Here is a 23931-nt window from a genome sequence, read left to right as displayed (position 1 = left end):
GTCCAGAGTGCTGCCTGTATAGGCGTCCCTTTTGTGGGTTTGTGGTAGGTGATTTTTTTTCAACAATAGTGATCGGATCTGTGGCAAAGGAGTGAATTTATTTTTTCATTCCATTTAGTTATAAGAGATCGATATCCATTCTTGATAAAAAGACGTTTAGACGTCTAATATGCAAGCTCGAATGAAAAAGCTTTGATTGAGGTCGCCACTCTAACCAAATCAGAGCATAGTTGTATCAAAGTGCTGTCCATACAGCAGGAGCCTGAAGTGCAGTATTTGCCTATTTTTGCCCAATTGAATAACAGACCCGTCTTGCTGGTGGGTGCTGGTCATGTGGCGTTGCGTAAGGCGGGTACTTTACTGAAAGCAGGCGCCCGTTTAACAGTGGTGGCCACTTACTTTGCCGATGAATTCAAAGAGTGGCAGCAACAAGGCAAAGCGACCTTAATTGAAAGTCGTTTTTCACCTGAACACATCGACGGTCATGTATTGGTGATAGCGGCTACAGACGATGATGCAGTCAATCAGTCTGTATTTGAAGCTGCTGATGCGCGCAATATTCTGGTTAATACTGTGGATGACCAGCCTAATTGTAGTTTTATTTTTCCTGCCATTATCGACCGTAGCCCTATTCTGATTGCCATTTCCAGCGCTGGCACTGCTCCTGTGTTGGCGCGGCGTTTGCGGGAAAAACTCGAAGCTATTTTACCTGCGCATCTAGGCCCGCTGGCTCAGTTAGTGGGTTCCTTTCGCGACAAAGTAAAACAAAAGATTTCAGGTTTTGCTGGGCGTCGTCAGTTTTGGGAGCGGGTGTTTGACTCGTCGATAGTGCGTGAAGTGCAGGCTAACAGGCTGGATCTTGCTCAGCAGCAATTAGAAGACTTATTAGAGCGGGAAATCCCGACTCAGGGTGAAGTGTATTTAGTCGGCTCTGGCCCTGGCGATCCTGAACTTTTGACCTTAAAAGCACTACAACTGATGCAGCAAGCAGACGTTGTGGTGTACGACTACTTAGTCTCAGAGCCTATTATGCAGTTGGTGCGCCGTGACGCCGAATTGATATGTGTGGGTAAAAAAGCTGGTGCACATTCGGTAGCTCAGGAAGAAACAAATAACTTATTGGTTTCTTTAGCTTTATCAGGTAAAAAAGTCTGCAGGCTCAAAGGTGGTGACCCTTTTATTTTTGGCCGTGGCGCCGAAGAAATTGAAGTTTTGTTGCCTCATGGCATTCCGTTTCAGGTGGTGCCGGGTATTACAGCTGCCGCAGGTTGCGCCGCTTATGCCGGTATTGCTTTAACTCACAGGGATTATGCCCAGGCTGTGCAGTTTGTTACGGGTCATTGCCGTAAAGACGGTGTGGAGCCGGACTGGCAAAGTTTAAGCCGGCCAAACCAGACTCTGGTGATTTATATGGGCCTGATGAAAGTAGAGCACATTCAGCAGCAGTTATTGGCCGCTGGTCGTGCTGCAGATATTCCTGTGGCAGTGATTGAAAACGGCACCAGACCAGAGCAGCGGGTATTTACCGGACAGCTCAGCCAACTGGCCCATTTAGTCACAGAGCATCAGGTGCAATCACCGGCTTTGCTGATTATTGGTGAAGTGGTTGCCTTGCAGCAAAAATTAAACTGGTTTGGTGACAGACCTGATCAGCGGGCTCAGCAGCCTTTAACCAACAGAATCTGATTTAATTGATAGATCTTTTTACAGACTTTAAGGGAGCAGACCCTATGGGCCAGCCAGTCAAACCTCTGACACATTTACAACAACTGGAAGCTGAAAGTATCCAGATTTTCCGCGAAGTAGCGGCCGAATTTGATAATCCGGTGATGTTGTATTCCATAGGTAAAGATTCCTCTGTGCTGCTGCATCTAGCGCGCAAAGCTTTTTATCCGGGCAAAATTCCGTTTCCACTGTTGCATGTTGATACCCGCTGGAAATTCCGCGAGATGATCGAGTTCCGTGACAAAGTGGCGAAGCAATATGGCTTTGATTTGCTGGTGCATATCAATCCGGAAGGCATTGCCATGGATATGAATCCATTTACCTACGGCAGCTCCAAACACACTGACGTGATGAAAACCCAAGGCTTAAAACAAGCGCTGGATCAGTACGGTTTTGATGCAGCTTTTGGTGGCGCGCGCCGTGACGAAGAAAAATCCCGTGCCAAAGAGCGGGTCTATTCATTCCGTGATCAACACCACAGATGGGACCCGAAAAATCAGCGTCCTGAGCTGTGGCATACCTACAACGGCCAGGTGAATAAAGGCGAAAGTATCCGCGTATTCCCGTTGTCGAACTGGACTGAGCTGGATATCTGGCAATACATCTATCAGGAAAAAATCGACATTGTGCCGCTGTATTTTGCCGCTGTGCGCCCTGTGGTTGAACGCAACGGTACTTTGATTATGGTGGATGACGAACGTATGCCACTGAATCCTGGTGAAAAACCAGAGCAAAAGCTGGTGCGTTTCCGTACTTTAGGTTGTTACCCGCTGACGGGTGCTATCGAATCCTCTGCAGATAGCCTGACCGGTATTATTGAAGAGATGCTGTTGTCGACTTCCAGTGAGCGACAAGGCCGGGTGATTGACCACGATTCCAGTGGTTCTATGGAAAAGAAAAAACGTGAGGGGTATTTCTGATGTCAGTCGCCAATGAATTAGCCCAAGTAGGCATTGAGCAGTACTTAGAGCAGCAACAGCACAAATCGCTGCTGAAGTTTTTAACCTGCGGCTCAGTCGACGACGGTAAAAGTACGCTGATAGGCCGTTTATTGCATGACAGTATGCAGATTTATGAAGACCAACTGGCTGCTTTACATAAAGACAGCAAAACTCATGGCACCACAGGTGAAACCATAGATTTAGCTTTGCTGGTCGATGGCTTACAGGCTGAGCGCGAGCAGGGTATTACCATAGACGTGGCCTATCGGTATTTCTCTACCGATAAACGTAAGTTTATTATTGCCGACACCCCAGGCCACGAGCAGTACACCCGCAATATGGCGACAGGTGCCTCCAACTGTGATCTGGCTATTATTCTGGTGGACGCCCGTTATGGCGTACAAACCCAGACCCGTCGTCACAGCTTTATTTGTTCATTATTGGGCATTAAGCAGTTTGTCGTTGCCATCAATAAAATGGATTTATTAGGTTTTGACCAGCAGCGGTTTGAGCAAATTAAACAGGACTACCTGCAATTTGCTGCGCAGCTGAACGTGCCTTCTATTCAGTTTGTGCCGTTGTCAGCCCTGAATGGCGACAACGTAGTGCACAGCTCTACCCAAACGCCCTGGTATCAGGACGGACCTTTACTGAGCTTATTAGAAAAGGCGCCTGTCACAGGTTTTAACTGGCAAGCCGAAGCCCGTTTGCCGGTGCAGTATGTCAGCCGCCCTAATCTGGATTTCCGTGGTTTTGCCGGGACTATCGCCAGCGGTAGTTTTAAAGTGGGTGACGCCATAGTGGCTTTACCTTCAGGCAAAGGCTCAACTATTAAGTCTATTGTTACTTTTGATGGCGAATGGCAAGAGGCTGTTGCAGGTCAGGCGGTCACTATTACCATCAATGATGAAATAGATATCAGCCGGGGCGATGTGCTAGTGCCTGCAGTGCACCATGCTGCTGTATCGAACCGCATTCTGGCCAAAGTGGTCTGGATGCATGAAGAGCCACTACTGATTGGCAAAAGCTATAACATTAAACTGGCGACAAAAAAGGTCAGCGGTAAAGTTACAGCTATTGCTCACAGCATTGATGTAAATACTTTGGCGGAACATCAGGCCGACAAGCTGGAGCTGAACAGCATAGCCCTGGTCGAGCTGGAACTGACCGAAGCTGTGGTGTTTGACCCTTATGCGCAAAACCGCGATACAGGTGGTTTTATCTTTATCGACCGCATCAGCAATATCACTGTTGGTGCTGGTATGGTCGACAGCGCTTTGGCCAGCGTCAGCAGCAAAGCAGAGTTCTCAGAATTTGAGCTGGAACTGAATGCCTTAGTGCGTAAACATTTTCCACACTGGCAGGCACTGGATTTAAGCCAGTTGAACAAAGGCTGAGCATGAGTCTGGAGCAGTACGGCGTATTCGCTATTTTGGCAGGGTTGATTGCCCTGCTGACCCTGACACGGCTGTCGGCCGCCTGGGTGTTTGGAGCAGTGGCCGTACTGACTTATCTGACGGATTTGCTCAACGTACAACAATTTGCCGCCAGCTTTACCGACTCCTCGTTATTAACACTGGTGTTGTTATTGCTGGTGTCTATAGCGCTGGAGAAAACCCGACTGATCAGCTGGGTAGGGCAGCAACTCAATAATGGCGGCTTACGCACAGTGTTAACCCGGCTTTGGGTGTCCACTTCGTTGTTGTCGTCTTTTACTGCCAATACCGCTGTAGTCGCCAGTTTAATTGGTGCTATTAAACGTAGTCAGAAGTTTGCCCCTAGCAAGCTGATGTTGCCTATGGCTTTTGCTGCCACTTTTGGTGGCACTCTTACCCTGATTGGTACGTCCACCAACTTAGTGGTCAACAGCTTTTTAGATAAAGCGGGTTTACCTTTACTGCAATTTTTCACCACCACGGCCGTAGGCGCTGGTGTGGTGCTGTCCGGCATGCTGATGATGTGGCTGATTGCAGACCGTCTGCCCGTCACTGAAAAAACCGTCGATGAAGCCGACTTACAGTATTTCCTTGAAGCGCGTTTAAGTGCGGACTCAGTACTGATTGGTAAAACCATAGGTGAAGCTGGCCTTCGGCATTTACGTAAATTGTTTTTAGCTGAAATAGTGCGGGGTGAGCAGAATATAGCGCCTGTTTGCCCTGAAGACCGCTTGCAGCAAGGCGATGTATTACTTTTTGCTGGTGATATGGAGTCTGTGGCTTTATTGCAGGAAATTCAGGGCCTGACTTTGTATGGCCATCACAGTATGAATGGTCAGGCGTTGGTGGAAGCTATTATCAGCCATTCGTCGAGCCTCAATGGTGTGTCTCTGAAAGACGCGAAATTCCGTGAAGAGTTTGATGCTGTGGTGGTCGCAGTCAAACGTGGGCAGGAACGCCTGCAGGGCGGTTTAGGTTCTATAGTGCTGCAAACCGGCGATACCTTATTGCTGGTGCCGGGCAAAACCTTTCATCAAAACAGCAAACTCAATAAAGAGTTTTTGCTGGTGAATGGCGTCGATTCAGCCACCCGTTTATCCTTGCGCCGCAGCTGGGGTGTATTGTCCGCTTTTGTCGCTGTGATTGGTTTATCCATGACAGGCGAACTGCCTTTACTCAAAGGACTGGTGTTATTACTGATAGGTTTAATGGCGACAGGTATTATCAGCCTGCAGGAAATCAGACGGCGTTTTCCACTGGATATAGTGCTGATTGTCGGTGGCGCTTTGGTTTTATCGCAGGCAATGGAAAACACCGGAGTGTCGGTGTTATTAGGCCAGGGCTTATTGCAAGTCTTTACCGGCTATCACTTATTCTGGGCTTTAGCCGCTTTGTATTTTTTCACGCTGATTTTGACCGAACTGATGTCCAATAACGCTGCCGCTGCTTTGGCCTGTCCAGTGGCTATCAGTCTGGCCAAAGCTTTTGGTATAGACCCTATGCCATTTATTATGGCGGTGTTATTTGGTGCCAGTGCCAGCTTTATATCACCATGGGGTTATCAAACTAACTTGCTGGTTTATACAGTCGGTAACTACAAATTAAGCCAGTATGTCAAAGTGGGTTTGCCTATGGCGCTGGCGTATTCAATAGCTGTATTAGCCTTAATTCCATTGTTTTTCCCTTTTCAGTCGCTGTAAGGAATTTTTATGAGTCAGGTTGTTTGGCAAAACTATCAAATCAGTCGCGCCGATCGTGAGCAACAAAACGGTCATCAGGGCGTTGTATTGTGGTTTACCGGATTAAGTGGCGCAGGAAAATCCACAGTGGCGAATGCATTAGAGCAGGAACTGGTTAAGCGTAAAGTGCATAGTTATTTGCTGGATGGCGATAATGTGCGTCATGGTTTATGTGCTGATTTAGGCTTTAGTGAAGCTGACCGCACCGAAAATATCCGTCGGGTAGGTGCAGTAGCAGGTTTAATGCTGGACGCTGGTTTGGTGGTGCTCAGCGCCTTTATTTCACCTTACCGTGCACAGCGTCAGGCCATTAAAAACAGCCTGCCGGAAGGTAAGTTTTTAGAGATTTATATCGCCACTTCTTTGGATGTGTGCGAGCAGCGTGACGTCAAAGGTTTGTATCAAAAAGCCAGACGTGGTGAAATCAGTCACTTCACCGGGATTTCCGATCCCTATGAAGCACCGGAGCAAGCGGATTTGATCATAGACACAGCGCAGCAAAGCCTGGAGCAAAGTGTTGATCAACTGATTGCCTTACTGACTGAAAAAGGAGTGCTGAGCTAATGTTGGAACTGACACAGGATTTATTGCAGCAAGTACGACGTATAGCCGTTGCTGCAGGTGAAGCCATTTTAACTGTGTATCAGCGTGATTTTAGCGTTGAGCAAAAAGACGATGATTCGCCTTTAACCGAAGCAGATTTAGCCGCCCATCACCTGATTTTGGCAGAGCTGACTAAGCTGACTCCCGATGTGCCTGTGTTATCTGAAGAGGCTGCAGATATTCCCTGGTCAGAGCGCCAGCAGTGGACAGAGTACTGGCTGGTTGACCCTTTAGATGGCACCAAAGAGTTTATTAAACGTAACGGCGAATTCACCGTTAACATCGCCCTTATTCAACAAGGTGAGCCTGTGCTTGGGGTTATTCATGCACCAGTGCTGGATAAAACCTATGCAGCAGCCGAAGGTTTAGGTGCAACCCGGCAACAAGATGGCTTAACCGAAACTATCAGAGTGGCATTAACGCCGTCTGCTGGTGAAGTGGTGAAAGTAGTAGGCAGCCGCAGTCATTACAGCGCTGATGTGGAAGACTATTTAAGCCGTTTTCCACAGCATGAACTGATAGCTGTTGGTAGCTCGCTAAAGTTTTGTTTAGTGGCTGAAGGCAGCGCGCATTTGTATCCACGCTTTGGCCCTACTATGCTGTGGGATACAGGCGCAGGTCATGTGATTGCTAAAGTGGCTGGTGCCCAGGTGGAGTATCAGGGTATAGCAAATCCGGCTTATCACAGAGAGAATCTGAAAAACCCAAATTTCCTGGTCAGCGCCTTATAATTCAGTGAGTTAAACTAAATACTACAAAATAATACTGTCTTGTCTTACCAAAGCAGCCGATAATGTATACACCCTTGAACTTGAAGCGACAGCTGTCTTGACTTCAGTTATCTTGGGTAAGGATAAGGCAGTTGAGGTGGGTATGAATCTGTTAAGTCGGTTGCACAAGGCTCCGATCCGGGTATTGCGGTTACAACGGCGTAAGAGTATGTCGCGTATTCGCTTTAGCATGATTCGGCTCAGAATGGCCTTGTCGCAGGAAACCGATGAAACCAGACGTATGCTGATTATTTATCAGCGATCTCTGCAGGGCAAAGCTACTCAGGCCGAAATGCGGTTTGCCAATCACCAATTGGTGGACGTGTTAAGGGCTACAGGTTTAGGCATCTTTGCCGTTTTGCCTTTTGCCCCCGTTACTATTCCTATCTTAATTAAACTCGGCCGCAAGCTGGGCATAGAAGTGCTGCCAAGCTCCTTTCAGCCCAAAGCAGATAAACCGAAAAAGCTACCGGATTACGAATCTTAGTTGTAGTTCTTTAACTCTTGGTGCTTCTAAATTTCTTCAGCAACTGATCCTGTTCAAACCACACCACAATAATCAGCGAAATGGCAAAAGGGATCAGCAGATAAAACAAGCGGAATACCAATAAAGCAGCTATCACGTCGGCCGGATTTACATCGGGCAAAGCCAGCAAAAACATCACTTCCAGTACACCTAAACCACCTGGTGCATGAGATAACAAAGCCGCAGAGAAAGACGCCAGAAATATACCTAACACCATAAAATAGCCTGGGTTACTTTGTTCCGGTAAGGCGTAATAAATAATGGCGGCGGCGGCTAACAATTCAAGTGGAGCTACGATCAGCTGACGGCACACCAATGAAAAACGTGGATACTCCAGCTTCAGCTTCCACAGGTTGATACAGCCTCTGTTGGTCAAACTTCCCCATAAGTACAAGGCCACCAGAAACAACATACCAGCGCCAAGCAGGAAAGCTATCCATTCAGGTATGGCTTTATGAAAGTGGGCAGGTAAGCTGGGTTCAACCATCAGCGCTATGCCACCCAACAAAATGCTGCCAAGGGCGAAAGTGAAAGAGCAGAACGCGACCAGAATACCTACTTCGCCCGGAGTCAGGCCTTGCGAGCGATAAGCCCGGTAACGCACTACAGCGCCGGAAAATACCGAAGCACCTAAATTATGGCCAATAGCATAAGCAGTGAAAGATGCGACTGAAATGAAGGTCCAGGATACTTTTTTACGCAGATGAGATAACGCCAGCCTGTCGTAACCCGCTAGGGCCACGTAAGCAAATACGGTCGCCAGGCCAGCCATCAGCCAGCCATGCATAGAAATGGCTTCAAGACTGAGTACCACATCTTCATAGGAGATATCTTTGAGCTGCTCAAGCAGCACATAGACTGAAAATGCTACAGCGGCCAAACCTAACAGCGGCCAGAAGTAGTCTTTTTTTATCATCATCTCAATCCTTGTCTGGTCACCGCTTTAAGTCTGAACGATCAAAGCTGCAACAACACGACTTGTCTTGTCTGCGCCCGGAAGCTTACGCATTGTTTAGGATGCACCGGACTTTATGGTTATAACAACAGGGCTATCTCAGCATCCACAGCAGGCTTTGGCAAGCAAAGCCGTCTTTTTTGGTGGTTAGCTGCTTAAAACTACAGCAGATTGACTAAAACCGGCGCTTTGTTGCAAAGCTGCCGGTGTATTGTCTGATAACTCAACTGCCTTTAATTGTCATGACTGCCACTATCGCAATCAAGACCGGTGAAACTACAGCAGCTAACAACCAGTAAATTTTTTGCACAGCGGCTGGCACTTCACCCGCTAAAATGGCTTTAATTTGTGGCCAGATCCGCCAGCCGACAAAAGTCGCTGCAAACATACCACCTAAAGGCATCAGCACATTGGATGCCATAAAGTCCATCGCATCAAATGGGGTTTTTCCGAAAATCGTATAGCTTTCCATGCCACCGCCAAAAGACAATGCAGCCGGAATACCTAACACCACATAGTTCACTACAGAAACCCAAATAGTGGCTTTCTTACGTTCCATACCATATTCGTCAATCAGGAAAGCCACTACAGGCTCCAGAATAGAGATTGAAGAAGTGACAGCAGCAAACAGCAGCAAACAGAAGAAAATTAAGGCTAAGACCTGACCACCAGCCATCTGGGCGAAAAGCGCAGGCATAGTAATAAAAGTTAAGCCAGGGCCAGCTGCAGGGTCGACGTTAAAAGCGAATACCGCAGGTAAAATCATCAGGCCAGCCATCACTGAGGCTAACGTGGCTAAACCCGCTATCCATAAACCTGCGTTGACCACTTTGGTTTCAGGACTTAAATAAGAGCCATAAGCCACCATTAACCCAGCGCCTACAGACAAGGAGAACACTGCTAAACCCAAAGCATCCAGCACCATTTTAATGCTCAGTTTGCTCCAATCCGGCGTAATAAAGTACATCACACCTTCCATCGCACCAGGTAAAGTCAGGCTGCGCCATACCATCACCAGCATCAGTGCAAACAGCGCTGGCATCAGAATTTTACAAATACGTTCAATACCTGCCTGTACACCTGCAATCACAATCACTGCGGTGATGATCATAAACAAAGCGGTATAAATCAGTGAAGAGGTTGGGTTAGCGATAAAGTTAGTAAAGGTATCACTCAGTAGCTTGGCGTCAGTGGTCAGCACTGTGCCCTGAATAGTCTGCACTATATAGGCTATGGTCCAGCCACCTACTACGCAGTAGAAGCCCAGAATTAAAAACACTCCGAGTACAGAAAGCCAGCCTGCGACGTGCCAGTAGCCTTTGCCCATAGCGCGATAGGCTGAAGTGGCTGATTTTTTGGCAGTACGGCCAATCATCATCTCTGCCAGCAACATCACCACACCAACAGAAAACACACAGGCCAGATAAACTAATAAGAATACGCCGCCGCCATTGGCACCTGCGACATAAGGGAATTTCCAGATCGCGCCAAGGCCCACTGCAGAGCCTGCTGCCGCTAAAATAAATCCGATACGCGAACCCCAGCTGCCGCGTGTTGTAGAGTTAGTCATGCTTATCTCTTATGTAGTTATAGTTTTTTTGGACTTGGTTATACCCGTCGCACTTGCTGCCTCACTGCAATCCCCATTAACTTTGGGTATATCCGGACTCACAGTTAAAGATGGAATGAGTCTGGAAGTCGCAGAAGTTACACCTCGGTGCAGCAGCAAGATAGAGGAAATCTGTGTCAAAAAGCAACCAAAAATCCGTCGCTGTCATTAATCTATCGTTAAACTCTGGTTAGTTTAACTAAAACAATGAACGAAATTAGCTGAAACACCGTTCTATAGTAGGTAAGAGCAGTCTGACCAGGAGTCACTAATGCGTTTTAAACTAATAATCTGGATTTTCATCATGGCCTGTAGTTTAACCTTTGGCCTTGCCAAAGCCTCTGCCCGCACCAACAGTGTTGAGTTCCCTGCGGGTTTACCCTGGGTCAATGTGACAGAACCTCTGACCATGCAGCAGTTAAAAGGCAAGGTGGTGTTGCTGGATTTCTGGACCTATGGCTGCGTCAATTGTATTCACGTGATCCCAGACCTGCATAAGCTAGAGCACAAGTATGGCAATAAGCTTGCAGTGGTGTCCGTGCACTCGCCCAAGTTTGATAACGAAAAACAGCTAAGTACTTTAACCTCCATAGTGCGGCGCTACGGTATGCAGCATGCGGTAGTGAATGACGTTGATTTCCAGTTATGGCGCTCTTACGCTGTTCGTGCCTGGCCCACTTTTGTGCTGATAGGCCCGGATGGTAAATACGTTGGCCAAACTTCAGGTGAAGGCCGTTACGATGTATTGGATAAAGCGATTGAACAGTTATTGGCCGAGTTTCAGGGAGAACCTAATCTCAAGCCTCTGCCTATTAAATTACTGGACCCGCTGGATACTGCATTGGCAGCCCCTGGCAGTTTAACTGTGGATGAACGTTATATTGCCATCAGCGATACCTTGCATAACCAAATCGTACTGCTGGACCATCAGGGTAAGCTGGTGAAACGTTTAGGTTCTGGCATAGCTGAACTGAAAGATGGCCATAGCGACAGCAGCGCTTTTTCGTCCCCTCAGGGCTTGGTACTGACAGACAAAGCTTTGTATGTTGCTGATACTGGCAATCATGCTATTCGCCGTATTGATTTAGCGACCTTTCAGGTGACTACTATTGCAGGCAATGGTGAATTAGCACAAGGCCGTTTAGTGCCGGGTTCAACACCAACCGAAGTATCGCTGCGTTCCCCCTGGGATTTGGCTTTGGATAAAACCACCTTGTATATCGCTATGGCGGGCAGTCATCAAATCTGGACTTTGGATTTACAAAATTCGGAGCTGAAAGCTTTTGCTGGCACAGGACAAGAAGCTTTACTGGATGGTAAGAGCTATGATGCTGCGTTTAACCAGCCCAGCGGTTTAGCCTTAAGAGGCAACAAGCTGTGGGTTGCAGACGCAGAAGCCAGCGCAGTACGGGAAATAGACCTGAGTTCTGACAAAGTAGACACCTTAGTGGGGCAGGGTTTATTTGAGTTTGGTTTAAAAGACGGTGGTTTTAAACGGGCTTTGCTGCAACACAATAAAGACGTGGTGTCGCTGGATAAAAATACTCTGGCTGTGGCTGATACCTATAACCATAAAATCAGATTATTGGATTTAGAAGAGCAGCAGGTCATGACTTTAAGCTTAGGAACTGAACTGAACGAACCTGGTGGTCTGGCTGTATTTAATGGTGAGCTTTATATAGCAGACACCAATAACAACAGAATTTTACGTTGGCATTTAAAAGATCAAAAATTAACTGAAGTACAGGTACCGACTGCGGCAAAGAAGGCTGCAGAGCCAAAGTAAGTGGAGTCTGTACGCTGATGTGGTTACACTGAATGCAGAATAGTTGGGAAACTCAAAATGCGTTTAGATAAGTTTATTTGTGATTGTACCGGTCTGACCCGTAGTCAGGCCGGCAAAGTAATACGCCAAAAGTTGGTCACTGTGAACGGTGAAATGGCCAAACAACCGGCTTTGCAGCTCAAAGCCTCTGACCAGGTGTTTTTAGAAGGCGAACAACTGCAGCTTATCGGGCTGCGTTATATAGTCATGCACAAACCTGCTGGTTATATCTGCTCGACTGAAGATCCAGACCACAATACAGTGTTTGCTTTAATGGATGAGCCTTTGCTGGAGCGTTTGCATACAGTAGGTCGTCTGGATTTGGATACCACAGGCATGGTGCTGATCACAGACGATGGTCAGTGGTCGCATAAAATCAGTTCACCTAAACATCATTGCGCTAAAACCTATCGTGTATGGCTGGCCGACCCAGTGCCTGAAGCTGCAATCACAGAGTTCGCCGAAGGTATTATGTTACGTGGTGAAAAAGACTTAACCAAGCCTGCGAAGCTGGAAATTATCGATCCACATCAGGTCTTGCTGACGATCAGCGAAGGTCGTTACCATCAGGTCAAACGTATGTTTGGAGCTATAGGTAACAAAGTTGAAAAACTACACCGCGAACAAATTGGTGCCTTGCCACTGGACCCGGATTTAGCCGAAGGCGAGTACCGCTATTTAACGCCTGAAGAAGTGGCTCTGTTCCGCTAAAAGCTTAAAAAAAGGGGGCAGCTCACCTCGTTCACGCTGAGCAATGTGAGCTGCCCCTTTTTTAATTCATCTGCAATTCAGAAGACCTGCTTATACTTCTCATCAACACGGCAGCAAAAGCATATAACGGCATAGTCTGTTACAACTTTTTACCTGATGTATGAACACTTCGCCTTGGTCTGCAGCGCGCTGTCCGTTAAACTAAGCAGGTCTAATCTCATTTGTGTTATGGAGTTTTGTATGTCAAAAATGAAAATCGCTGTTGCAGCATTAGCTGTTGGTGCTTTGATGTTGTCCGGCTGTTCAGCTACTCATACGGCGATCAGCAAGCGCAATCTTGAAGTTCAGACCAAGATGAGTGATACCATCTTTTTAGACCCTGTTGCAGATGATAAACGTACTGTTTTTGTGCAGGTACGTAATACCTCAGACCAACAAGGTTTATCTATTGAACCTCAGATCATCGAAGCTGTGCAGTCCAAAGGTTACCGTGTAGTGCGTGACCCTGAACAAGCCAACTTCTTATTGCAAGCGAACGTGTTGCAAGCTGGTCAAACTGATTTACGTAGTCAGAATGAACTCTTAGGTAGCGGTTTTGGTGGCGCTTTAGTGGGTGGCGCTATCGGTAACCAGTTTGGTAGTGGCAGTGGTCGTGCTGGTGCTACAGTTGCTGGTGCATTGATAGGTTTAGCTGCTGACGCTATGGTCAAAGATGTGCATTACAGCATCATCACCGACTTACAAATCTCTGAGCGTGCGAAAAAAGGCGTGGTTGTGCTGGAAGAAAACAAAGCCAGCTTAAAACAAGGCAACAGTGGCTATAAAAATGTCACGTCCACTGAAGAAACAGAGTGGAAACGTTACCAGACCCGTATTTTATCTACTGCGAATCAGGTCAATATGGAATACGCCGAAGCTGAGCCAGAACTGGTTAAAGGCCTGATGCGTTCGATTTCAGGCATCCTGTAACCTTTAGTCGTAAATAAGTTTCCCAGTGGCCGCTGTTTTGTTGTCCTCGGCGGCCATTTTTTACTCGGGCTATCCTGCCCTCGCCCTTCGGGCCAGCTAAAGCTGTTCAAAATTGTTCCCGACGATTTTGTATTCGCACCATCCTTGGTGCTCCCCCTTCGGGCCATCGTCGCTTCGCTCCAATGTTCAAAATCGTTCCTGACGATTTTGTATTCTGCCTCATCCTTCTTTGAAAGTTTTTAATTGATCGTCCTGTCTCTATTCGCAGTATTTATTGCAGTGATTCAGAAAGGATGTGCCATGAACAAAATTACTTTATCTTTACTGCTGGCGTTAAGCCCAGCATTGTACGCCGCTGAACAAGCTACTCCTAACCAGTTTATTGACGTCTTCGCCAAAATTTTTGGTGAACATAAAGGCGAGCGTAAAGGCCATGCAAAGGGCTTTTGTGCTGTGGGTAGTTTTCAGGCTTTACCTGATGCAAAAAACTTTAGCTCAGTAGCCTGGTTATCCGGTGAAACTGTGCCTGTGACTGCGCGTTTTTCTATGGCAGGTGGTAATCCTAAAGCACCTGAAAATGCCCGTTCTCCTCGTGGTTTAGGGTTGCAGTTAAAAACTGCTAATGGTCAGCTGCAGCATTTTGCTATGTTAAGTACGCCGGTCTTTGGTGCTAAAGATCCGGAAAACTTTTTAGGTCTGTTACAAACTCAAATTCCAGACCCAGCGACTGGAAAACCAGATATAGCCAAAATTCAGGCTTTCCGCGCCGCTCATCCGGACACTTTGCCTCAGGCTGAGTATTTAGCGAAAAACTCCCCACCATGGAGCTACGCGACTACGCCTTACTTTGGTATTCATACGTTCTTTATCAAAGACAACAGTGGTGTGGAGCAAAAAGTGCGTTGGCAGTTTGTGCCTAAAGATGGCGTGAAGGGCTTAACTGAAGCCGAAATCAAAGCGCCTGCCACAGACTTTCTGCAAAAGCGACTGAGCGATCGTTTAGTCAAAGGCCCAACTCAGTGGACTATGCAGCTGGTGCTGGGTGAAGCAAGGGACACAGAAACCGATCCTTCAGTGTTATGGCCTAAAGAACGTAAAACTCTGGATATAGGGCTGTTATCCATCACAGAGCAAGGTGGCGAAGCCTGTACTGGCCTTAACTTTGATCCAAACGTGCTGAGTACAGGTCTGCGTGCAAGCGCCGACAGAGTGCTGCAAATGCGCTCTCCTGCTTATGCCATCTCTTTTGGCAAGCGTTTAACCAACCAATAAGCCAATTCGAAGCTAAAACGAATGCACCTTTGGAGTGCATTCGTATGCAGTCTGGCCCTGTGGCTGGAATTTGACTAAGCTGGGTCAAACTCAAAAAACAGGGATCTTCGAATGCTGAATAAATCATTGCTCGCCTTAGCTTTAGCACTGGCTTTAACAAGCTGTGGCAAAGCACCGGAACAAGCCGCCACCACTGCGGTGGAAACCCCGGCTGCTGTCACCCAAACTGTTGTTCAAAGCACAGAAGCAACACAACCCTGGTGGCAGGATGCAGTGTTTTATCAAATCTGGCCCCGCAGTTTTTATGACACCAATGCCGATGGTACGGGCGATTTTAAAGGCATCGAAGCCAAGCTGCCGTACTTACAGGATTTAGGCATTAACGCCATCTGGCTGACGCCTATGTTTGAAGCCCCTTCTTATCATGGCTACGACTTCACCGAATTTTATCAAGTAGAACAAGATTACGGTTCTATGCAGGATTTTGAGCAGCTGGTACAGGCGGCCAAAGCCAAAAATATTAATATTATCCTCGATTTAGTCATCAACCATATTTCCGACAAACACGACTGGTTCCAGCGTTCTGCCAAAGGCGAAGCGCCTTATAAAGACTATTTTGTCTGGCGTGATGAAATGCCAACAGACGGCTGGGGTCCGGCCTGGAACACTGAAGTCAAACCAGAAACTGTCTGGCACTGGAACGAAGCACGCAAAGCCTACTACTACGCTGCTTTTGGTGCATCACAACCTGATTTGAATTTAAAACACCCTGATGTCATAGCTGAAATGAAAAAGATGGCCAAATTCTGGCTGGACAAAGGTGTTGCAGGTTTCCGTTTAGATGCTGTGCGTTATGTGCAGGAAGATGGCCCACAGCAACGTGCTGATACCCAAGGTACCATCGACTACTGGAAAGACTTTACCCAATACGTCAAAAGTGTGAAACCTGACGCTTATCTGGTGGCTGAAGCCTGGGTCGATTTACCTATAGCGGCCAAGTACTGGGGTGATGGCAAAGGGCTGGACGCTGGTTTTGATTTTGAGTTTGGCTACAAAGTGCTGGAGCTGTTAAACGCCGGCAAACAAAATGCTGAGTTTGGCACTATGCAACAAGGTGCTGGTCCGCAAGCTGACAATCTGCTGATGGCGAATTTGCAGCAACGCAAAACCACCTCTGCGCCTATGGAGTTTTTTAGCCCTTTCCTGACCAATCACGATCAGCCACGTTTAAGCTGGCAAATAGGTCAGGACTTTAATAAAGCCAAGCTGGCTGCGGCTTTATTGTTCAGCTCACCAGGCACTACTTATATCTATTACGGTGAAGAAATTGCGCTCACTCAGGCGTCGGATAAGGAGCATTTACACCGCCGATCTCCAATGTTCTGGGACAACAGCGCTCAGGCTGGTTTTAGTACCACCGACAAAGTCTGGGTGCAGCGTGATGATTTATTCCCACCTCAGGCAGAAAGCAGCTGGTGGACACCATTCCTGACGGCTCAGCAACAAGGTGCGAATAACGTGGCAGCTCAGCAGGCGGATGCGAAGTCGGTCTGGTCTTTGTATAAATTTCTGATCCAGCAAAAAGCCGATCGCGCTGAGTTTGGTATAGCGGGGGATTACAAAGCAGAGTTCTTAGCTGAAGGTAAGTTGCTGAAAATTGTTCGGTCTTTGGGTGATAAACAAAGCCTGATGCTGCTGAACTTATCGGCCGACCCTATGGCAGTTCCAGCTGATGTAGTGCCAGCGGGCTTCACTGCGACCTGGCAGGAAGATGAAACACCAGAGCTAAATGCCCATCAACTACAAATCTGGCAAAACTAAATGAAAATGGGGTCAGAACACATAAGTTACGCGTGACTTATGTGATCTGACCCCAATTTTAAGTCGATGAAGAAAGTGCTGCCTTTGCCTAAGCTGCTTTCAAACCAGAGTGTCCCGCCGTGCTGTTCCACTATAGATTTGCTGATACTCAAACCTAATCCTGTTCCACCAAAACGTCTGATATCTGATGTATCGGACTGACTAAAAGGTCTGAATATCACAGCTTTAAATTCGTCTTCTATGCCTGAGCCATGATCTTCAATAGCTATTCGCACAAAGTCGGTAAATTGTTCGATCCTTATATGCACTGTCGCATTGGCTGGTGAAAATTTGGCTGCGTTAGATAAAATATTGACCAAGACTTGCATCAACCGGTTCGGATCGGCGTATAACCACAAATCATCAGCTACCGGAGCTAATTCAAAATGCACCTGATGTTGTAATGCATAACCTTCCAACTGGTTTAAGGCATTGCTCAGCCATGGAGCCAGTTGCAGTCGGGTAAAATGAAAGGTCATTTGACCCGCTTCTACCTTTTGCATATCAAGTATGTCATTGATTAACCGAATTAAACGCTGGCTATTTTGTTCCGCAATTTCCAGCATAGCGCGTATTTTGGGGTCAGGTTCTCCCAGCGCATTTCCCAAAACTAAACCTAAAGCACCGTGAATGGAGGTTAAAGGGGTGCGTAACTCATGACTGACGGTTGAGACAAAGTGGTTTTTTAATAAATCCAGCTGCTTACGATCGCTAATATCTTCATACACTGAAATACCAAAAATCAGCTCGCCCTCAGCGCTATAACCAGGCCTTCCCCAGGCTTGAATTGCCCGCCTTTGGCCTGCCTGTTCAATTTCCATATCGTCCAGCTTACAGGTCTGACCTTGCAGTGCTTGTACCGCTGGCATCTGTTTAGCGGGATAAGGTTCGAGGCTACCGGCGACATAGGCTTGCGGGCGATGTGGTTTGGCACCTAATAAGTCTTTGGCGGCTTGGTTGCTATAGTAGGGCTGATTATTACTGCCTTGCACTACGATACCCAGGGGTAAATCATCAATCCATTGTCGGAATTGATGTTGGGTGGTCGCTTGTAAGGAGGCGTTATAGCTAATAAAACATCGGATCACGACGTAAAAGGCGATCAGATTCACCAACAGATAAGTAGCCCAGGTTACAGGGTCTGCCAGATATTTACTGGAGCTAAAAGGCAGAGCCAGATAACCACTGATAAAGCCTGAAGCAATGATTAAAATGCTGAGCAGTGTGGCAACAGCCAGAGCAATAGCGACTTTCGCCCTGAATAGCACATGAGCAACCAGACAGCTTAAAATCAACCACCAGATACCAGACGAAGAAAAACCGAAGGTAATAGAGCTGGGTAAACCTATCAGCCAGAATAGTAAAATCAGCAGACTGCCTTTGAGCTTTAACGACATGCGCTTATAAAAAAAAGCGCCAATGACAAAGCTGGCACCAATAAACAAATGCACACTGTATAAATGCAGCCAGCCTGTGTTGACCGCTCTGAATACAGAAAGTGGTACGCCAATCAGCGCCAATAAAGCAAAGCTACGCCACAAAGAGTTAGCAAATTGATGACGGATTAACCGGAGTTGGTTTTGCAACTCAGCTGTAGAGGAGTGATGCGACTGGCTCAAAGCACAAAGTCTCTGCGTTGTTGGTCGCATCACTCTAACCAGCATCTTTGGTCTGTGCAATCAATCCCGTGGTCAAAACTGCAAAATAACGAAGAGGCCCTGACTGGGCCTCTTCGTCTTACAGATGAATTCCGCCCGAGACTTCAATACGCTGACCATTAATCCAGCCACTTTGTTCTGACAAGAGCATCTGTACTACACCACCAATATCATCAGGCAAACCGACCCGGCCCAATGCCGTTTGTGATGCAATGTAGTGATTAATGTCGGCATTATCGCGCACTGTACCACCACCAAAATCAGTTTCAATAGCGCCAGGTGCCAGCGTATTTACCCTGATACCACGGGCACCGGATTCCAACGCCAGATAGCGACTTAACACTTCAACAGCTCCTTTCATCGCGGCATAAGCGCCATAACCTGGTAAGGCAAAACGGGTTAAACCTGATGAATAATTCAGAATACTGCCGCCATCAGCCATTTGTGGTAACAGCTGCTGAGTTAAGAAAAACACCCCTTTAAAATGTACATTCATCAGTGCATCAAATTGCTGCTCAGTGGTTTCACTCAGCGGGGCGTGAGCACCAAAACCTGCATTGTTTACTAAAAAGTTAAACTGATCACGTTGCCATGTTTGCTGCAAATGAGTAGCTAATTGCTTTGAAAAGTTAGCAAAAGACGATACATCGCCAGTATCGAGCTGAATGGCTACTGCTTTGCGGCCTAACCACTGGGCTTCTGCCACTACAGCAGCCGCTTCGTCAGCTTTGCTGTGGTAAGTAATAATTAAATCCACACCGGCTTTGGCCAAAGCTAAGGCGGCATTTTTACCTAAACCACGGCTGGCACCTGTAATTAAAGCGATTTTCTGACTCATGTGATGTACCCCTTGTTTATGTTTGGCTAATTCAACAACTGCAGTGTATTGTTTGAATTAATTCGGATAAATAATGCAAAAACGAAATCACTGTTCGTAAATTTCGGATAGTTGCGGCGAGGAAGATCAAGGCATGGACAGAATTCAGCAGATGCAAATTTTCCAACGGGTGGCCGAACTGGGTAGTTTTGTCCGTACCGCTGAACAATTGGGTTTACCAAAAACTTCAGTGTCAGAAGCTGTGCAGCAGCTGGAAACTCAACTAAATATAAGGTTGTTAAACCGCACCACCAGACGGGTTGAACTCACTCAGGATGGCAATAACTATTACCAGCGTTGTGTTGAACTGCTGGCCGACTTTGATGAGCTGCAGCAGCTATTCCAGCAACAGCCTGAACAGCTCAAAGGCGTGTTGCGTATTGATATGCCAACGGGCCTGGCCCGTGAAGCTGTGATCCCGGCTTTGCCTGATTTTTTAGCCCAGCATCCGCAGTTACATATTCAATTGAGCAGCACCGACAGGCGGGTCGATTTAATAGCTGAAGGCTTTGATGCTGTCATTCGGGTAGGTCAGCTAAGTAGCAGTAGTTTAATAGCGCGGCCATTGTCTCAATTCAGGCAAGTGAACTGCGTCAGCCCCTCTTATCTGGATAAATTTGGTTTACCTGAAACTCTGGACGATTTAAGCAGTCACAACTTAGTGTTTTACAGTCAGCAGCTTTCAGGTAAGCCCGATGGCTTTGAATATCAGCAGGATGGCAAAACCAAATTCTGGCCTATGTCAGGTGCTGTGACTGTTAATAATGCTGAAGCTTATACCGCAGCTTGTCTGGCAGGGTTAGGCATTATTCAGGTGCCTGAAGTGGGGGTTCGTCAGTTGGTGAAACAAGGCAGACTGGTGAAAGTATTGCCAGAGTATCAGGCGGCGGCCATGCCGGTTTCTGTGTTGTATGCACATCGACGGCAATTAAGCCGCAGGCTAAAAGTTTTTATTGATTGGTTGCAAGCAGTGATGAATTCAGACTACAACTAAAGAGTGCATCATTGCTGATGCTAAACGTGCTAGTCTGCTTATCCGGCGCCAATCTTCACCAACCATAACTAAGGAGCTTCAATGCGCTATTTTTGCATCAGTCTGTTGTTGTGGTTCAGCACTGTAACCCATGCTGCTATCCATATGCCTGATCAGTTTATTGTGGATGGTGTCCCGCATGACGTCGACAGCAGCCCTTTGGAAAAGCTCTATGCTGCTGATGAAATTCGCCTGAAACTGCAAAACCAGCAGCAATGTGAAGCAGAGCAGCGTGGTTATAAAGGTGTGTGGGAATTAAAAGGTCAGCAGTTGTTTTTAAATACCTTGTTGCAAAGTGATTGTAAAACTACGACCGCCAGCATAGATCCAAAATTGCTATTCAGCGAAAAACAGTACCCGTTAAAAGCCAACTGGTTTACTGGTGCTATTAAAGTGCCATTAACCGACAAAGACTATAAACATTGCCTGACCGACGAAGGCTCAGACGAAACCATAGGTTATGCCTATCTGGCTATGGTGTACGAGTTTATTGGCGGTGAGCTGGTCAAACAGTCCGAGCAGATTGTCACCGAGAATTGGCAAAGACCGCGCAATAACTGCGCTAATGTGCCTACAGCGCGGGTGTGAGCCCGCTATAACTCTAAATCCCAGATAATAGGAATACTGTCGTCCACAGCTGGAGCATCACCCAAATCCAGCTTTTGCTGAGCAGCTTTTTCTGCAGCCAGCTGCGCCAGTTTGGCATCACGCCTTGCCCTGCGTTGTTCCAGTAACTTCAGAATATGTGAGCGTTCAGCCACAGGCTTGTTATGCCAGTTAAAGCGTTCGTCACGCGAGCGCAAGCAGCCGAGGCAATAACCTCTGCTGTTGTTTTCGCAGACCCCAATACAAGGATTGGGTAAATCAAACAGCTCTAATTGATCCATGAAACTCAATAAAATAGGGTGGTTAACACTAAGAGTCTGGCTTTGTCTGGTCGTTCAGTCCAGAGACTGAAAGCTATTCTGCCTAAAAATGCAGCTTTTGTAATTTTTTTACAAAAATTGGGCAAAAGCAAAAATAGTTGTTGACTAAAGATGTGTAGACGGCTATTTCTATAGGCATAAATTTTCGGCATCTAACGTAAAAACACCGCCGAAGTAAAAATACTTAACCAAAGAGTTAAAATTAAAAAATGCGTTTAGCTTCTATTCTGAACATTATTGTGGTCCTCGTAATCGTGGTGATTAGTCACTGCGGGGGCTCGCGTTTGGAATTTTAAGCAGCAAAAAAATTCTCAACAAAACCCCCGCACCGAAAGGTCCGGGGGTTTTGTGTTTTAAGGTCCCCGGAAATTTCGAAACAGGTTTTGTTGTACTGACAAACAAACGATAGAAAAGGATGGGATACATAATGAAAGGCGCTGAACTGGTTATCAAGCTGCTAGAGCAAAAGGGAGTCGAACATATCTTCGGCTATCCTGGCGGAGCTATTATGCCAATCTACGACGCGCTGTATCAGAGCAAGGTCAAACACTACCTGTGCCGTCATGAACAGGGTGGGGCTTTTTCTGCCATAGGTTATGCCCGCAGTTCAGGCAAAGTTGGCGTTTGTATGGCCACCTCAGGCCCAGGTGCGACTAACCTGATCACCTCCTTAGCCGACGCTTTATTAGATTCAGTGCCTTTAGTGGCCATCACAGGTCAGGTATCACAAGCCGTGATGGGCACAGATGCTTTTCAGGAAGTCGACGTTTTAGGTTTAAGCCTGGCTGTGACCAAACACAGCTTTATGGTGACAGACGTAACTGAACTGGAACACACCTTAAACGAAGCTTTTGAATTGGCGATGTCAGGCCGCCCGGGCCCTGTGTTGGTGGATATTCCTAAAGACGTGCAACTGGCCGAAGTGCAGTTTAAGCCACGTTTAGTTGAAGATACCGCAACTTCCCAGCAGCAGTTTTTGCCAGCTGCAGCTTTAGAGCAGGCGCGCTTATTAATCCAAAACGCCAAGCGCCCAATCGCCTACATAGGCGGTGGTGTGCATATGGCAGATGCAGTAGCGCAGCTGCAAGACTTTTTAGCCACTAGCCCTATGCCTTCGGTCACCACCTTAAAAGCCATGGGCACAGTGCCGCCATCTAATGCCTATTACCTGGGTATGTTAGGTATGCACGGCACTCAGGCCGCTAATCATGCGGTACAGCAATGCGATTTATTAATCTGTTTAGGTGCTCGTTTTGATGACCGCGTCACAGGCAAACTGGCCGCTTTTGCACCGGATGCCAAGGTTATTCATATCGACATCGATCCGGCCGAGCTGCACAAATTACGCCGCGCTGAGTGCGCCATGATAGGGGATTTGCGCGAGTTGTTGCCTGCGATGTCAGTACCCACTCACTGCGAAGACTGGTTAAAACATTGTTTGGCTATGAAACAACAACACGGCTGGCGTTATGACCATCCGGGTGAGCGTATTTTTGCGCCTTTAATGCTGAAACAGTTAAGCGAACGGTTGCCGGATAACGCCGTGGTCTGTTGTGACGTAGGCCAACATCAAATGTGGGTGGCGCAGCATATGAGTTTTAGTCATCCGCGTAATCATTTAAGCAGTGGTGGTTTAGGCACTATGGGCTTTGGTTTGCCTGCGGCCATAGGTGCGCAGTTGGCCCGACCAAAAGATACGGTAGTGACAGTCAGCGGCGACGGCTCTTTTATGATGAATGTGCAGGAACTGGGCACCATCAAGCGTTTCCGCCTGCCGGTGAAGATTGTCATTGTCGATAACCAGCGTTTAGGCATGGTGAAACAATGGCAGGAGCTGTTTTTTAACGAACGCTACAGCGAAACCGATTTATCCGACAACCCGGATTTTGTCTCTTTAGCTGCTGCTTTTGCCATTCCAGGTCACAGCATCAGCCGCAAAGATGAAGTGTTACCAGCGCTGGAAGCCATGTTTACCTGGCCAGGCCCATACTTATTACACGTTCGAATAGATGAAACAGACAACGTCTGGCCCTTAGTACCGCCAGGAGCAGCCAATCAGGATATGTTAACGGAGAAAGCACAATGAACCATGTACTAACCATCCAGACTAAAAACCAACCTGTGGTATTAGAGCGGTTATTGCAGGTCACCCGTTACCGTGGCTTTGAAGTGGCCGGTATGGAAATGAAACCAATGGCCGATTTCAGTGGCTTACTGGTGACTTTGTCTATCGTCAGCGACAAACCTATCAGCCTGCTGACCAATCAGTTAAACAAGTTATACGATATCGAGTATCTGGATTGTGTTGAGTCTGAACTAACACAAGCCGAAGCAGGTTCAATGCGGGCTTAAGCCGCTAAACTTAAGACAAATTAATAAGCTCTGCGTCAAATATCAAATGGCAGAGCTAAACATTAAACAAGCTAGAGATACCCCAAAGTAATTGGGATTGCAGCTAGGCGACAAGCGAGCGAGACCCCAGGAGCATAGCAGTCT

Annotated in this window: 21 protein-coding genes; 16 read left to right on the top strand and 5 right to left on the bottom strand. The window is 47.1% G+C overall.

Going from position 1 to position 23931, the window contains the following annotated elements:
- Nucleotides 1-267 precede the first annotated feature (267 nt).
- From cysG to OM978_RS19985, 7 genes are all read left to right on the top strand, one after another.
- Nucleotides 268-1686, top strand: a complete 1419-nt coding sequence (gene cysG, locus OM978_RS20015; protein ID WP_264344192.1) for a siroheme synthase CysG — start codon at nucleotides 268-270, stop codon at nucleotides 1684-1686.
- A gap of 44 nt (nucleotides 1687-1730) precedes the next feature.
- Nucleotides 1731-2645 carry a sulfate adenylyltransferase subunit CysD gene (cysD, locus tag OM978_RS20010; RefSeq protein ID WP_264344191.1) on the top strand — a complete coding sequence of 305 codons (915 nt, stop codon included), beginning with the start codon at nucleotides 1731-1733 and terminating at the stop codon, nucleotides 2643-2645.
- Entirely contained in the window at nucleotides 2645-4063 is a 1419-nt protein-coding gene (gene cysN / locus OM978_RS20005) for a sulfate adenylyltransferase subunit CysN (protein WP_233078972.1), read from the top strand. Before cysD ends, cysN begins: the two co-directional genes overlap by 1 nt.
- 2 nt (nucleotides 4064-4065) lie before the next feature.
- On the top strand, nucleotides 4066-5802 hold the full coding sequence (locus OM978_RS20000; protein WP_264344190.1) for an SLC13 family permease: 1737 nt from the start codon (nucleotides 4066-4068) through the stop codon (nucleotides 5800-5802).
- A 9-nt stretch (nucleotides 5803-5811) separates the two neighbouring features.
- The gene (gene cysC / locus OM978_RS19995) at nucleotides 5812-6405 is read left to right on the top strand and encodes an adenylyl-sulfate kinase (protein ID WP_264344189.1); all 594 of its coding nucleotides are present in this window, start codon (nucleotides 5812-5814) and stop codon (nucleotides 6403-6405) included.
- Nucleotides 6405-7175: a 3'(2'),5'-bisphosphate nucleotidase CysQ gene (gene cysQ / locus OM978_RS19990; protein ID WP_264344188.1), complete on the top strand. Its 771-nt coding sequence runs from the start codon at nucleotides 6405-6407 to the stop codon at nucleotides 7173-7175. The genes cysC and cysQ overlap by 1 nt, the downstream gene beginning before the upstream one ends.
- A 208-nt stretch (nucleotides 7176-7383) precedes the next feature.
- Nucleotides 7384-7701 (top strand): LETM1 domain-containing protein, encoded by a 318-nt coding sequence (locus OM978_RS19985; RefSeq protein WP_264344187.1) that lies wholly within the window; start codon nucleotides 7384-7386, stop codon nucleotides 7699-7701.
- Nucleotides 7702-7711: 10 nt separating this feature from the next.
- Here OM978_RS19985 and OM978_RS19980 read toward each other — a convergent pair whose 3' ends face one another.
- Entirely contained in the window at nucleotides 7712-8659 is a 948-nt protein-coding gene (locus OM978_RS19980) for a lysylphosphatidylglycerol synthase domain-containing protein (protein ID WP_264344186.1), read from the bottom strand.
- A 259-nt stretch (nucleotides 8660-8918) separates the two neighbouring features.
- A complete protein-coding gene (locus tag OM978_RS19975; RefSeq protein WP_264344185.1) occupies nucleotides 8919-10265 on the bottom strand; it encodes a sodium-dependent transporter in 1347 nt (448 codons plus the stop codon).
- A 310-nt stretch (nucleotides 10266-10575) separates the two neighbouring features.
- Here OM978_RS19975 and OM978_RS19970 point away from each other — a divergent pair, with 310 nt between their 5' ends.
- The 5 genes from OM978_RS19970 (at nucleotide 10576) to OM978_RS19950 (ending at nucleotide 16902) form a co-directional block, all read left to right on the top strand.
- Entirely contained in the window at nucleotides 10576-12090 is a 1515-nt protein-coding gene (locus OM978_RS19970; RefSeq protein ID WP_264344184.1) for a thioredoxin-like domain-containing protein, read from the top strand.
- A gap of 57 nt (nucleotides 12091-12147) precedes the next feature.
- Complete coding sequence (gene rsuA / locus OM978_RS19965) at nucleotides 12148-12840, top strand: 16S rRNA pseudouridine(516) synthase RsuA (RefSeq protein ID WP_264344183.1); 693 nt, start codon at nucleotides 12148-12150, stop codon at nucleotides 12838-12840.
- A gap of 240 nt (nucleotides 12841-13080) precedes the next feature.
- Entirely contained in the window at nucleotides 13081-13809 is a 729-nt protein-coding gene (locus OM978_RS19960) for a complement resistance protein TraT (protein ID WP_264344182.1), read from the top strand.
- A 300-nt stretch (nucleotides 13810-14109) separates the two neighbouring features.
- A complete protein-coding gene (locus tag OM978_RS19955) occupies nucleotides 14110-15081 on the top strand; it encodes a catalase family peroxidase (RefSeq protein ID WP_264344181.1) in 972 nt (323 codons plus the stop codon).
- 111 nt (nucleotides 15082-15192) lie between these two features.
- The gene (locus OM978_RS19950; RefSeq protein WP_264344180.1) at nucleotides 15193-16902 is read left to right on the top strand and encodes an alpha-amylase family glycosyl hydrolase; all 1710 of its coding nucleotides are present in this window, start codon (nucleotides 15193-15195) and stop codon (nucleotides 16900-16902) included.
- Between the two features lie 26 nt (nucleotides 16903-16928).
- Here the strand turns inward: OM978_RS19950 and OM978_RS19945 are convergent, their stop codons facing one another.
- Both OM978_RS19945 and OM978_RS19940 read right to left on the bottom strand, forming a co-directional pair.
- Entirely contained in the window at nucleotides 16929-18590 is a 1662-nt protein-coding gene (locus OM978_RS19945) for a sensor histidine kinase (protein WP_264344179.1), read from the bottom strand.
- A gap of 88 nt (nucleotides 18591-18678) precedes the next feature.
- On the bottom strand, nucleotides 18679-19437 hold the full coding sequence (locus OM978_RS19940) for an SDR family NAD(P)-dependent oxidoreductase (RefSeq protein WP_264344178.1): 759 nt from the start codon (nucleotides 19435-19437) through the stop codon (nucleotides 18679-18681).
- 133 nt (nucleotides 19438-19570) lie between these two features.
- Between OM978_RS19940 and OM978_RS19935 the strand changes: the two genes are divergently transcribed.
- Entirely contained in the window at nucleotides 19571-20470 is a 900-nt protein-coding gene (locus OM978_RS19935; RefSeq protein WP_264344177.1) for a LysR family transcriptional regulator, read from the top strand.
- Between the two features lie 81 nt (nucleotides 20471-20551).
- On the top strand, nucleotides 20552-21097 hold the full coding sequence (locus OM978_RS19930; RefSeq protein WP_264344176.1) for a hypothetical protein: 546 nt from the start codon (nucleotides 20552-20554) through the stop codon (nucleotides 21095-21097).
- A 5-nt stretch (nucleotides 21098-21102) separates the two neighbouring features.
- On the opposite strand, the gene OM978_RS19925 is transcribed toward OM978_RS19930, so the two are convergent.
- Complete coding sequence (locus OM978_RS19925) at nucleotides 21103-21396, bottom strand: DUF1289 domain-containing protein (protein ID WP_264344175.1); 294 nt, start codon at nucleotides 21394-21396, stop codon at nucleotides 21103-21105.
- A 466-nt stretch (nucleotides 21397-21862) separates the two neighbouring features.
- Here OM978_RS19925 and ilvG point away from each other — a divergent pair, with 466 nt between their 5' ends.
- Together ilvG and ilvM are read left to right on the top strand one after the other, a co-directional pair.
- The gene (ilvG, locus tag OM978_RS19920; protein ID WP_264344174.1) at nucleotides 21863-23521 is read left to right on the top strand and encodes an acetolactate synthase 2 catalytic subunit; all 1659 of its coding nucleotides are present in this window, start codon (nucleotides 21863-21865) and stop codon (nucleotides 23519-23521) included.
- Nucleotides 23518-23787, top strand: coding sequence for an acetolactate synthase 2 small subunit (gene ilvM / locus OM978_RS19915; protein ID WP_127026158.1), 270 nt, complete (start codon nucleotides 23518-23520; stop codon nucleotides 23785-23787). The genes ilvG and ilvM overlap by 4 nt, the downstream gene beginning before the upstream one ends.
- Nucleotides 23788-23931: the final 144 nt, after the last annotated feature.

It is taken from the genome of Rheinheimera sp. MM224 (assembly GCF_947090785.1).
Taxonomy (GTDB): Bacteria; Pseudomonadota; Gammaproteobacteria; order Enterobacterales; family Alteromonadaceae; genus Pararheinheimera.
Note: the sequence above shows the minus strand (reverse complement) of the source record. Positions and strands in the feature narration are given on the sequence as shown.

What these genes read in the sequence shown, in the direction of transcription:
- ilvM (WP_127026158.1), top strand. Translation starts at nt 23,518, where the DNA reads ATGAACCATGTACTAACCATCCAGACTAAAAACCAACCTGTGGTATTA.
- cysN (WP_233078972.1), top strand. Translation starts at nt 2,645, where the DNA reads ATGTCAGTCGCCAATGAATTAGCCCAAGTAGGCATTGAGCAGTACTTA.
- rsuA (WP_264344183.1), top strand. Translation starts at nt 12,148, where the DNA reads ATGCGTTTAGATAAGTTTATTTGTGATTGTACCGGTCTGACCCGTAGT.
- cysQ (WP_264344188.1), top strand. Translation starts at nt 6,405, where the DNA reads ATGTTGGAACTGACACAGGATTTATTGCAGCAAGTACGACGTATAGCC.
- OM978_RS19985 (WP_264344187.1), top strand. Translation starts at nt 7,384, where the DNA reads ATGTCGCGTATTCGCTTTAGCATGATTCGGCTCAGAATGGCCTTGTCG.
- OM978_RS19955 (WP_264344181.1), top strand. Translation starts at nt 14,110, where the DNA reads ATGAACAAAATTACTTTATCTTTACTGCTGGCGTTAAGCCCAGCATTG.
- OM978_RS19975 (WP_264344185.1), bottom strand. Translation starts at nt 10,265, where the DNA reads ATGACTAACTCTACAACACGCGGCAGCTGGGGTTCGCGTATCGGATTT.
- OM978_RS19960 (WP_264344182.1), top strand. Translation starts at nt 13,081, where the DNA reads ATGTCAAAAATGAAAATCGCTGTTGCAGCATTAGCTGTTGGTGCTTTG.
- cysC (WP_264344189.1), top strand. Translation starts at nt 5,812, where the DNA reads ATGAGTCAGGTTGTTTGGCAAAACTATCAAATCAGTCGCGCCGATCGT.
- OM978_RS19970 (WP_264344184.1), top strand. Translation starts at nt 10,576, where the DNA reads ATGCGTTTTAAACTAATAATCTGGATTTTCATCATGGCCTGTAGTTTA.
- OM978_RS19925 (WP_264344175.1), bottom strand. Translation starts at nt 21,396, where the DNA reads ATGGATCAATTAGAGCTGTTTGATTTACCCAATCCTTGTATTGGGGTC.
- OM978_RS19935 (WP_264344177.1), top strand. Translation starts at nt 19,571, where the DNA reads ATGGACAGAATTCAGCAGATGCAAATTTTCCAACGGGTGGCCGAACTG.
- OM978_RS19945 (WP_264344179.1), bottom strand. Translation starts at nt 18,590, where the DNA reads ATGCGACCAACAACGCAGAGACTTTGTGCTTTGAGCCAGTCGCATCAC.
- OM978_RS19950 (WP_264344180.1), top strand. Translation starts at nt 15,193, where the DNA reads ATGCTGAATAAATCATTGCTCGCCTTAGCTTTAGCACTGGCTTTAACA.
- OM978_RS19980 (WP_264344186.1), bottom strand. Translation starts at nt 8,659, where the DNA reads ATGATGATAAAAAAAGACTACTTCTGGCCGCTGTTAGGTTTGGCCGCT.
- OM978_RS19930 (WP_264344176.1), top strand. Translation starts at nt 20,552, where the DNA reads ATGCGCTATTTTTGCATCAGTCTGTTGTTGTGGTTCAGCACTGTAACC.
- ilvG (WP_264344174.1), top strand. Translation starts at nt 21,863, where the DNA reads ATGAAAGGCGCTGAACTGGTTATCAAGCTGCTAGAGCAAAAGGGAGTC.
- cysD (WP_264344191.1), top strand. Translation starts at nt 1,731, where the DNA reads ATGGGCCAGCCAGTCAAACCTCTGACACATTTACAACAACTGGAAGCT.
- OM978_RS20000 (WP_264344190.1), top strand. Translation starts at nt 4,066, where the DNA reads ATGAGTCTGGAGCAGTACGGCGTATTCGCTATTTTGGCAGGGTTGATT.
- OM978_RS19940 (WP_264344178.1), bottom strand. Translation starts at nt 19,437, where the DNA reads ATGAGTCAGAAAATCGCTTTAATTACAGGTGCCAGCCGTGGTTTAGGT.